General features: G+C 56.1%; 5 protein-coding genes. All 5 read left to right on the top strand.

From position 1 onward, the window contains the following. The first annotated feature begins 212 nt into the window (after positions 1-212). The 5 genes from IT781_RS20635 to IT781_RS20655 all read left to right on the top strand — a co-directional run bounded on the left by IT781_RS20635 (position 213) and on the right by IT781_RS20655 (position 11,396). On the top strand, positions 213-1,349 hold the full coding sequence (locus tag IT781_RS20635; RefSeq protein ID WP_194972059.1) for an efflux RND transporter periplasmic adaptor subunit: 1,137 nt from the start codon (positions 213-215) through the stop codon (positions 1,347-1,349). Between the two features lie 86 nt (positions 1,350-1,435). After that, positions 1,436-4,630: an efflux RND transporter permease subunit gene (locus tag IT781_RS20640; protein WP_194972060.1), complete on the top strand. Its 3,195-nt coding sequence runs from the start codon at positions 1,436-1,438 to the stop codon at positions 4,628-4,630. Further along, positions 4,630-6,273 carry an efflux transporter outer membrane subunit gene (locus IT781_RS20645; RefSeq protein WP_194972061.1) on the top strand — a complete coding sequence of 548 codons (1,644 nt, stop codon included), beginning with the start codon at positions 4,630-4,632 and terminating at the stop codon, positions 6,271-6,273. The genes IT781_RS20640 and IT781_RS20645 overlap by 1 nt, the downstream gene beginning before the upstream one ends. A gap of 163 nt (positions 6,274-6,436) precedes the next feature. Continuing rightward, positions 6,437-8,824 carry a phosphoketolase family protein gene (locus tag IT781_RS20650; protein WP_194972063.1) on the top strand — a complete coding sequence of 796 codons (2,388 nt, stop codon included), beginning with the start codon at positions 6,437-6,439 and terminating at the stop codon, positions 8,822-8,824. Positions 8,825-8,843: 19 nt separating this feature from the next. Then, the gene (locus tag IT781_RS20655) at positions 8,844-11,396 is read left to right on the top strand and encodes a glycogen/starch/alpha-glucan phosphorylase (RefSeq protein ID WP_194972062.1); all 2,553 of its coding nucleotides are present in this window, start codon (positions 8,844-8,846) and stop codon (positions 11,394-11,396) included. Positions 11,397-11,636: the final 240 nt, after the last annotated feature.

Consider the following 11,636-nt stretch of genomic DNA (forward strand, 5'->3'; position numbering starts at 1 on the left):
GGAGCTTTAGCGGAAACCCGGCATGGGCGGCCGAAATGCTGGGTTTATCAACCCATCCCACCGCCGCTAAAAGCTGCGGAGCCCGACGCGGCAAACGGGATGAAACCGCCCGTGCGTAACATCAGTCAGTAAATTGAGAGCGATGAGTTAGCGTATGTTTCGGGCAGGGGATGACGATAGTCAAAAAATCAATGCTTGGGTAAGGAGTCTGAATGATTTTGTATGCCTTAATACGGAAAAGCTCAAAAGCGGCAGTGAGCATCATGCTATGCATTGCCTGCGGGGCATTGTTTTCTGCCTGCGGGAAGAGCGAAGAGCCCGTCAAAACCGTCGAGCCGGTCCGTCCGGTAAAACTGATGAAGGTCAGCGGTTCGCTGGCGGGAAAAACCCGGAAACTGCCCGGCACGGTGCGCGCTTCCGACCGAGCGGATTTGGCGTTTCAGGTGCCTGGCACACTGATTGAACTGCCGGTTAAAGAAGGCCAAAAAGTCAAGAAAGGAACCTTCGTCGCGCGTCTTGATCCCCGGGACTATGAAACCAATCTGCGCAACGCGGAAGGCGTGCTGGCGAAATCTCAGGCAGCGCTTGCCTATGCCATTGCTGAATACCGTCGTTATGTCAAAGTGAAAGAAACCGATGCCGGCGCTGTGAGCGATTCGATGGTGGCGCTTAAGCGAGCAGCCGAAAAGGTCGAACGCGCCAATCTGCAATCCGCGAAAGCTTCAGTTGCCGCCGCCAGGGATCAATTGGAATATACCCGATTGAAAGCGCCTTTCGATGGCTTGATCGCTCAAAAGTATGTCGACAACTATCAGGAAGTGCAGGCCAAGCAGGCGGTATTAAGCCTACAAAATGTAACCGACGTGGAAGTGCTGATGGACGTGCCGGAACTGATGATTGCGCCGATCCGTAAAGCAAAACCGCATTTTTATGCCGAATTCGCCGCCGATCCCAGCCGTCGTTTCGATTTGAAGGTGAAGGAATTTGCCACGCAAGCCGACCCCGCTACACAAACCTACCGCGTGGTGTTAGTGATGCCGGCGCCTGCCGGTATCCGCATTCTGCCGGGCATGACGGTCAATGTCGGGATCGAATTTGCCGAAGATGCCGAAGCGGGCACGGAAATGATCGTGCCGGCCATTGCCGTATTCGCCGACGACGCAGGCCGGTCACAGGTCTGGGTTGTCGATCCGCAAACCAGGCAAGTCCATCGCCGCGCCGTAACAACCGGCGAGTTGACCGGAAGCGACAGCATTCGCATCGTAAGCGGACTGAACGCGGATGAAACCATTGCCGTCAGCGGCGTCAGCAAACTGCGCGAAGGCCAAACGGTTCGGGCGCTCAAATAACTGTCATCGCATTAAGAGGCGGCAGCCTGCCAGAAAATTGAATTATGCGGCTCATTCTAATTGTTAGTTAGACAAGAGGACTCAAAATGAATTTGGCGGAATGGAGCATACAAAAAAGTATCATCACCTGGGTGATGATCGTGCTTGTTTTGGTGGTCGGCTGGAAATCCTATGAATCCCTGAGCCGTCTGGAAGACCCCGAATTCACAATCAAGGAAGCCGTCATTTCAACGCCCTATCCAGGCGGTTCAGCGGCGGAAGTGGAAGAAGAGGTCACCAACGTGATCGAAAAAGCCGCACAGGAAATGGGTCAGCTGGAAAAGGTCGAATCGCATTCGTACCGTGATCTTTCGATTGTAAAAGTCAAAATGAAAGACCAATACGATAAATACTCGTTGCCGCAGGTATGGGACGAACTGCGCCGCAAGATCAATGATGCGCAGGGAAAATTGCCGCCCAAGGCAGGCCCTTCGCTGGTCAACGACGATTTCGGCGATGTGTACGGCATTTACCTGGCGATCACTGGCGAGGGCTACAGTTACAAGGAACTATACGAATACGCCAAATATCTGCAAAAAGAATTGCTCAAAGCGACTGATGTGAAGCGCGTCGTCCTTTACGGCGAGCAAAAGGAAGCGATTTACGTGGAAATGCGCCGCGAAAAAATGGCGCAGCTCGGCATATCGCCGCATGATATTTACAACACCCTGCAGGCGAAAAACGTTGTGGCGAGCGCCAGCAACCTCAGCCTGGGGCAGGAATTCATTCCCATCAATCCAACCGGCGAATACAAATCGGAACAGGAATTCGGCGATTTGCTCATTACCTCGCGCGGACCGAAATCCCAGAGCCTGATTTATCTGCGCGATGTGGCCGACATCAGGCGCGGCTATCGTGAGCCGCCTGCTACAATGCTGCGCTTCGACGGACAGCCCGCCGTCGGGCTGGGCATATCGACCGTGCTCGGCGGCAACGTCATCGTCATGGCCGATTCGCTGGAACAGCGCTTGAAAGAACTCGAATCGATGCGCCCGGTGGGCATGGAAATCCATATTATTTCCCATCAGGCGCAGTCGGTAATGGTCGCTTTGAGCGGCTTCATCGTCAACCTGATCGAGGCGGTAGCCATCGTAATCGGCGTGCTGCTGCTGTTCATGGGGTTGCGCAGCGGCCTGATTCTCGGCGTGGTATTGCTGGTGACCATCATGGGTACGTTCATCGTGATGCATATCTTTGATATCACACTTGAACGCATTTCCCTGGGCGCGTTGATTATTGCCCTAGGGATGCTGGTGGATTGCGCCATCGTGGTGACCGACGGCATGCGCATGCGCATGGCCCAAGGGCAAAACGGCTATGATGCAGCGCGCGATATCGTCGGCCAGAATGCGCTGCCGATGCTGGGCGGCACCGCGGTGGCAATCATCGCCTTTGCCGCTATCGGCACTTCCCAGGATTCCACCGGCGAATACTGCCGCAGTTTGTTTTCGGTCATCCTGATCTCGCTTTCCCTAAGCTGGCTGACTTCGGTGACCTGTACGCCGCTGTTGTGCAAGGTATTTCTCAAAACCGGCGCGCCCGCTGCCGGTGACAGCGTCGACCCTTACTCGGTCGGGTTCTATGCCCAATACCAGCGTTTTCTGAAATTCTGCCTGCGTTTCCGCTGGATTGTGGTGGGCATCGTAGTGGCGCTGTTTGTCGTGGCGTTATTGGGATTCAGTTTCGTCAAGAAGAGCTTTTTTCCGGACTCCACCCGTCCGCAATTCTATGTCGACCTGTGGTTTCCCGAAGGCACGGACATCCATGAAACCGATCGGCGCGTTCAGCAGGCCGCGCAGCTCATCAAGAAACACGAAGGCGTCACCCATCTCACCAGTCAGTTGGGAGGCGGGCAGGTGCGTTTTTTGCTAACTTATACGCCGGAACACAATTACCGGAGCTTCGGCCAGATTCTGGTGGATGTCGACGATTACACCCGCATCGCCGCGCTGGCCCCGCAGGTACAGGAGGAACTCGAAGCATCCTTTCCCGACGCCGTCGTCAACACACGGCTGTTCATTTTAGGCCCGTCGACCGGCGGCAAGATCCAGCTGCGCATCTATGGTCCGGACGCCGAGGAACTGCGCCGTATGGGAGACCAGGCCGAAGCTGTCCTTTTAGCGGAACCGACCGCCAAGGCGGTGCGCAGCGAATGGCGGGACAAGGTCAAAGTACTGCGGCCGCAATTATCTGAATCCCAGGCAAGACGGGCCGGCATCGACCGGCCGGAGGTAGCCGATGCGTTGACAATGGCATTCGAGGGTAAAACGGTGGGCGTTTACCGCGAGCAGGATGAACTGATTCCGCTGATGGCACGCGCGCCATCGGCTGAAAGCGCTGATCTGGATAGTCTGACGGCCGTACAGATCTGGAGCCCGGCCGCGCGGACGATGATTCCGATGGGGCAGGTGGTCTCTGATTTTCCGCTTGAGTTCGAAGATGCCCATGTCTGGCGCTGGGACCGGCGAAAAATGCTGCGCATTCATGCCGATCCGCGTGAAGGATTGCCCAGTGAGGTCTTCGCTAGGGTTAAAGCGAAAATCGAACAAGCCCTGGACGTGGATGTAGCCGCAGCGCTTGGCAAACCCGCTGATGAACCGATTGAGGAATTCGATTCATCAACGCTTAAAGTCGGCGATAACGACCTTTGGCCGCTCAAGGATAAGCCGGGCTATTACATGGCCTGGGGCGGCGAAGCCGAAGATTCCTCTCGCGCCAATTCGCGCCTGGCCAGCTCGATACCGGTGTTTTTCGGCTTGATGGTACTGACGGTGCTGGTGCTGTTCAATTCCATCAAACAGACTCTGATCATATGGCTGACGGTGCCGCTGGCCATCATTGGCGTCACTCTCGGATTGCTGGTTTTTCACCAGCCGTTCGGCTTTATGGCGCTGCTGGGATTGATGAGCCTTTCGGGCATGATCATCAAGGCATCCATCGTGTTGATCGACGAGATCAACGTGCAGCTCGCCCAAGGCGCGACGCCGTTCCAGGCGGTGATGCGTTCCGGCGTCAGCCGTCTGATCCCGGTCACCATGTCGTCCGGCACCACCATGCTGGGCATGATCCCGTTGTTCACGGATGCCTTCTTTATCGCCATGGCGGTGACTATCGTTTTCGGACTGGGCTTTGCCACTTTGCTGGTGCTGATCGTGGTGCCGGTGCTGTACGCCATTTTTTATAAGGTGGAAGTAGACGAAGCGCAAACCGAACGTCGCGATCTGGGCGGAGAGGAGGTGTAATGATCAAACAAGGCAAGAAGCGAGGCGGCATGCAACCCAATTTCAGCGCTATTCGCGCCCTTCATGGCGTGGCGGGGATTACTGCGGTACTGCTGATGAATGCCGGCTGCACCCTGGTCGGGCCGGATTATGCCAGGCCTGAAGCCGCCGTGGAAAACAACTGGATCAACCAAGCCGATCCCCGGCTCAGCCGGCGTGCAGCGGAACTGGGCAATTGGTGGAAAGTGTTCAAGGACACGGATCTGGACCGGCTGGTCGGGGAAGCGCGGCAACAGAATTTGACGCTGCAGTCGGCTGGCGTGCGCATTCTGGAAGCGCGGGCGCAGTTGGGCATTGCCACGGGTTTTGAATATCCCCAAACGCAGCAACTGAACGGCGATTTGAGCTACCAGCAAATCAGCGCCCACGCGCCTAACACGACCCGCATCATCGACCGCAATTTCGGCGTCGCCAGCATAGGCTTCGATGTCGCCTGGGAGCTCGATCTGTGGGGCAAATTCCGCCGCGGCGTGGAAGCAAGCCAAGCCAATCTGGACGCCTCGATCGCGGGTTTCGATGACGCGTTGGTATCGCTCACTGCCGAGGTGGCGCGTACCTATGTATTGCTGCGCACCACTGAGGCCCGCATCCAGGTTGCCCGCGACAACGTGAAAATACAGCAACGCACCTTGGAGATCGCCGACACGCTGTTTGCCGGAGGATTGATCACCGAACTCGATTACCTCCAGGCAAAAAGCCTGCTGAACAGCACCCTGGCCACCATTCCGCCGCTGGAAGCCAGCGCGCGTCAGGCGAAAAACGCCTTGAGCGTATTGCTCGGCCAGCCGCCGGGGCATATAGACGCTTATTTGGCGCATGCCCGTCCGGTGCCTGCCGCACCGATGAAGGTTGCGGTGGGCGTGCCCGCCGACTTGTTGCGCCGGCGTCCCGATATCCGTCTCGCCGAACGTCAGCTTGCAACGCAAAGCGCGCTGATCGGCGTAGCCAAAGCCGATTTGTATCCGCATTTCTCGCTGCTCGGCTCGATCAACCTGCGCGCCAGCGACGCCGCGCTGACTTTTGCCTCGGCCGGCGGCAGCGAACTTAGCGATTTGTTCAACGCCAAGAGCTTCGAATACTTTATTGGCCCTAGCTTAAGCTGGGACATTTTCAATTACGGCCGCATCACTAACCAGGTGCGCGTCGAGGATGCCCGTTTCCAGCAATTGATCGCCGATTACCGCAATACTGTACTCAATGCCGCCAGAGAAGCTGAAGACGCTACCATTGCTTTCCTCAAGGCGCAGGAACAGCGCGATGAATTGCAACAAACCTATGAGGCGGCCAGACGCTCGACCGAATTATCGTTGTATCAATACCGGGAAGGATTGGTGGATTATCAGCGCGTTCTGGACTCGCAGCGCAGTCTGCTTGCCTCGCAGGAATCGCTGGTGCGTATTTACGGCGATATCGCCGCCAACCTGATTGCGCTTTATAAAGCCATGGGCGGCGGCTGGGAAACCCGGCAGGAGAAAGATTTTGTGGACGAATCCATCAAGCGGCAAATGCGCGATCGGACGGACTGGGGCGATATTATCGGCCCGCATCAGCTTGATCTGCCGCCCAAGGAAAAAGATAAACGCTGGCGCGCGCCGGATTGGTAAGCGTAGGCAAGCTGAGGAACTCGGCAAAATGCATACAGTCACAAAGGAGATTTTGAGGACGAATTGCTAGTTGCTATCCACTCGGCATGCGAGCGTACTACAGTCCTATCGCTCATGTCGGCGCCACGATAATCCTGACAATCAGACTGTGAGGAGAAAAATGATGAGCGATACCAGCCAAAATCCGCAGACCCCTCTGAGCGACGAAGAACTCGGCAAAATGGATGCTTGGTGGCGGGCATGTAATTACCTCTCCGTCGGCATGATCTACCTCAAGGACAACCCGTTGCTCAGAGAGCCGCTCACCGCCGAGCATGTGAAACACCGGTTGCTAGGGCACTGGGGGGCGAGCCCGGCGCTGTCTTTCGTCTGGGCGCATCTCAACCGGCTGATCAAGCGCGACGACCTTAACGTGATATTCATGGCGGGCCCGGGCCATGGCGCACCGGGCGTTTTAGGACCGACCTATCTCGAAGGCACTTATTCCGAGGTCTATCCCGACAAAAGCGAAGATATCGATGGCATGCGCAAGTTCTTCAAGCAATTTTCCTTTCCGGGACACATCGGTTCCCACGTCACGCCGGAAACACCCGGCTCGATACATGAAGGCGGCGAGCTGGGTTACAGTGTTTCACATGCCTACGGCGCCGCCTATGATAACCCTGATCTGATTGTCGCCTGCGTGGTCGGGGACGGCGAAGCGGAAACCGGCCCGCTGGCCACAGCCTGGCATTCCAACAAATTTATCAATCCGGTGCGTGACGGCGCGGTGCTGCCGATCCTCAACCTGAACGGCTATAAGATCGCCAATCCGACGATCCTGGCTCGTATCAGCCCTAAGGAACTGGAAGCGCTGTTTGTGGGTTACGGTTACAAGCCTTATTTTGTCGAAGGATCGGACCCCTCTGAGATGCATCAGAAGATGGCGGCTACCCTGGATGAAGCGATCGCCGAAATCCGCGCTATCCAGCAGCAAGCGCGGGAGACAGGCGACGCCGAACGCCCGTTCTGGCCGATGATCGTGCTGCGCAGTCCCAAGGGCTGGACCGGACCCAAGGACATCGACGGCCACAAGGCGGAAGGTTTCTGGCGCTCGCATCAGGTGCCGTTCTCGGATGTGATCGGCAATCCCTCCCATCTGAAGCTGCTGGAAGATTGGATGAAGAGCTACAAGCCCGAGGAGCTTTTTGATGACGGCGGCCGGCTGCGCCCCGAACTGCGCGCTATTTCCCCGCAGGGCCCGCGGCGCATAAGTGCCAATCCCCATGCCAACGGCGGGTTGCTGCGCAAGGAACTGAAATTGCCGGATTTTCGTGACTATGCGGTCAGTGTGCCGCAGAGCGGTTCCAGCGAGTACGAGAATACCAAGCCTCTCGGCGAATTCCTGCGCGACGTGATGAAAATGAATCCGAACAACTTCCGTGTGTTCGGCCCGGACGAGACAGCTTCCAACCGCTTGCAGGCGTTATACGAAGTAAGCAAGAAAACTTGGATGGCGGACCTGTTGCCGGAGGATGCCGACGGCAGCGAGCTCAGCCGGGACGGGCGGGTCATGGAAATGCTGTCCGAGCACACCCTGATCGGCTGGCTGGAGGGCTATCTGCTCTCCGGGCGGCATGGCTTCTTCCATACCTATGAAGCCTTCGCCCATGTGGTCGATTCGATGTTCAACCAGCACGCCAAATGGCTGGATATCAGCAAGAACCATGTGCCATGGCGCGCCTCGGTGTCATCGCAGACCATTCTGTTGTCTTCCACTGTGTGGCGGCAGGATCACAACGGTTTCTCCCACCAGGACCCCTGCTTTATCGATCTGGTGACCAACAAGAGCCCTTCGGTCACCCGTATCTACCTGCCGCCGGACGCCAACTCGCTGCTGGTCGTGGCGGACCAGTGCCTGCGTTCCACCGACTGTATCAATGTGATCGTCGCCGATAAGCAGAAGCACTTGCAGTTCCTGACTATCGATGAAGCGATCGTACATTGCGCCAAAGGCATTGGCATTGCGCAGCGGGCCTGCAACGACGCGGGGGTTGAGCCGGATGTGGTAATGGCCAGTTGCGGCGACGTGGCGACGATGGAAGCGCTGGCAGCCACTGCTATCCTGCGCGAACGGCTGCCTGACCTGAAGGTGCGTTTCGTCAATGTGGTCGATCTGTTCAAGCTGCAACCGGCTTCGGAGCATCCCCACGGTTCCACCGAGCGGGAGTTCGACAGCCTGTTTACCACCAACAAGCCCATCATCTTCAATTTCCACGGTTATCCCTGGCTCATCCACAAGCTGGCCTACCGCTTCAAGAATCACGCGAATCTGCACGTGCGCGGCTACAAGGAGAAGGGCAACATCAATACGCCCATGGAACTGGCCATCCTCAACGAAGTGGACCGCTTCCATCTGGTCATCGACGTCATCGACCGGGTGCCGGGGCTCGCCGCGAAGGCCGCGCATCTGAAGGAGGAAATGAAGAACGAGATTATCCTGAATCTGAATTACGCTCACGAGCAGGGCACCGACCGTGCCGAAATCACCAACTGGAAGTGGCCTTATTGATATCTGACAAGAGGCGCATATGACCTACGATAGCGGTTCTTTGAATGTTCCAAAAACAAGCATAGCGCCGGTTGAAGCGCTTCCTTTTTCCGCAGAAAATGAGCGCACCGGCCTGAGTGTGATGGCCTTGAGGGAGGCGATTCGCGATCATGTCATTTATAGCCTGGGGCGACATCCTTCCGTTGCCAGCAAGCATGATTTTTATCGGGCGCTGGCGCTCGCGGTGCGCGACCGTCTGCAGCACCGGTGGGCGCACACGGTCGATATTTATTTCGAAAAAGATATCAAGAAGGCTTGCTACCTATCTGCGGAGTTCCTGATGGGGCCGCATCTCGGCAATAATATCGTCAATCTGGGCATTGAGGATGAGGTGCGCCAGGCGGTGTCCGAGCTGGGGCTGAACCTGGATGAGCTGTTGGCGCAGGAAGAAGAGCCCGGCCTCGGCAATGGCGGCTTGGGCCGGCTCGCTGCCTGCTATCTGGATTCCCTCGCCACGCTGGAGCGTCCGGCCATCGGTTATGGCATCCGTTATGAATTCGGCATCTTCGATCAGGAGATTCGCGACGGCTGGCAGTCTGAAATCACCGACAAATGGCTGCACTCCGGTAATCCTTGGGAGATCGAGAAGCCTGAGACAGTCTACCATGTTGGCTTTGGCGGCCATACGGAGTCCTGGAAGAATGAAGAAGGCCGCTATCGGGTTCGATGGGTTCCCAATGAAGTAATCAAAGGCACAGCTTACGACACGCCCATTCAAGGGTATCGGGTCAATACCTGCAATACGCTCAGGCTGTGGAGCGCTGAGGCGACGGAGTCGTTTGACTTTCAGGCTTTTAATACCGGCGATTACTACCAGGCGGTCGGCGAAAAAGTGCGCTCGGAGACGCTCACCAAGGTGCTCTATCCCAACGATGAGCCTGAAATAGGCAAGAGGCTGAGGCTGGCTCAACAATACTTTTTCGTTTCCTGTTCCTTGCAGGATATGCTGCATTTTCTCGATCTGGCAGGCGGTCAGACGCGGAACTTTTCCCGGTACTTTGCCGTGCAGCTCAACGATACCCATCCTTCGATCGGCGTGGCAGAACTGATGCGGCTTTTAGTGGATGAGCGCCGCCTGGATTGGGACGAGGCCTGGACCATCACCCAGGACAGCTTCGGCTATACCAACCATACGCTGCTGCCGGAAGCGTTGGAAACCTGGGATCTGCCGATGTTCGGCGAAATGCTGCCGAGGCATCTGGAAATTATTTATGAGATCAACCGGCGCTTTCTGGACGAAGTGCGCCTGCGCTATTCCGGCGACGAGGCGCGTCTGGCGCGCATGTCATTGATCGGCGAGGCAGGGCGCAAACAAGTGCGCATGGCGCATCTGGCTTGTGTAGGCAGCCATGCGATAAACGGCGTAGCGGCGCTCCACTCGGAACTGCTTAAAGGCAGTGTGCTTAAGGACTTTTATGAACTGTGGCCGGAACGGTTCAGCAATAAAACCAACGGCGTAACGCCCAGGCGCTTTTTGGCTTTGGCGAATCCTAAACTTTGCGATTTGATCACGCGCTCAATCGGCGAAAGCTGGATTACCCATACCGAGCAGCTCCTGCAGCTTGAGCCCTTGGCCGAAGATGCGGCATTCCGTAAGGCATGGCGGGCCGTCAAACAGGCAAACAAGCAACGGCTTGCCGATTATGTCCGTAAGCAGACCGGCATCGAACTCGATCCAAGCTGGCTGTTCGATATCCAGGTCAAGCGCATTCATGAATACAAGCGCCAGCATCTGAATATTCTTTACGTTATTACGCTGTACAACCGCCTGAAGCGCGATCCGACGCTCTCTGTCGCACCGCGGGCATTCATTTTCGGCGGCAAGGCGGCGCCGGGCTATTTTATCGCCAAGCGCATTATCAAACTCGTCAATGCTGTGGGCGATGTGGTGAACAACGATCCGGACGTCAATAAATATTTGCGCGTCGCGTTTGTGCCCAACTTCAACGTGGAGATCGCCCAGATCATTTACCCCGCAGCCGACCTGTCCGAACAGATCTCCATGGCCGGTAAGGAAGCATCGGGCACCGGCAACATGAAATTCACGCTGAACGGCGCATTGACGATTGGAACGCTGGACGGCGCCAACGTTGAAATACGGGAGGAAGTCGGCGCGGAAAATTTCTTCCTGTTCGGCCTGACCGCTGAGGAAGCCGCCAAACTTCAGCAGGAAGGCTATCGGCCTTACGCTTATGTTGAAGGCAATCCACAATTGGCCGAAGTGATTCAGTTGATCGCATCGGGGCATTTTTCCAATGGCGACATGGAGGTATTCCGGCCTTTAGTGGACAATCTGTGCCAGCATGATCCATTCCTTGTCTTCGCCGATTATGCCGATTATGTCGCCTGTCAGGATAAGGTTTCCGACGTCTGGCAAGATCCGGAAAACTGGACGAGGATGTCCATTCTGAATACGGCCAGAGCGGGCAAATTTTCCTCTGACCGTGCAATCCGTGAGTATTGCGACGAGATCTGGAATGTCCGTCCGGTATCCGTAACAATGAAAGATAGATCTAGCAATGAAGATCGGTAGCGCTCGCTAAACAAAGATTGTTGATGCCGAATCAGTTGTCCGTGAAAAAAACAAAATAACTAACGCAGCCTATTGAGCACAATCCAAATCAATTTTTATTATGTTACTGATGTTACGCAGTAAGTTGAATTCAGATTGGTTTAGCAAAGTGTCGCTAACGCGACGGTTTTATTTAATCGGGTTCATCGCACCCGAAGGCGAGTTACTTTCTTTTGCGCGGCCAAAAGAAAGTAACCAAAG

Origin of the sequence: Methylobacter sp. BlB1 (assembly GCF_015476545.1) — a bacterium.
Lineage (GTDB): Bacteria > Pseudomonadota > Gammaproteobacteria > Methylococcales > Methylomonadaceae > Methylobacter.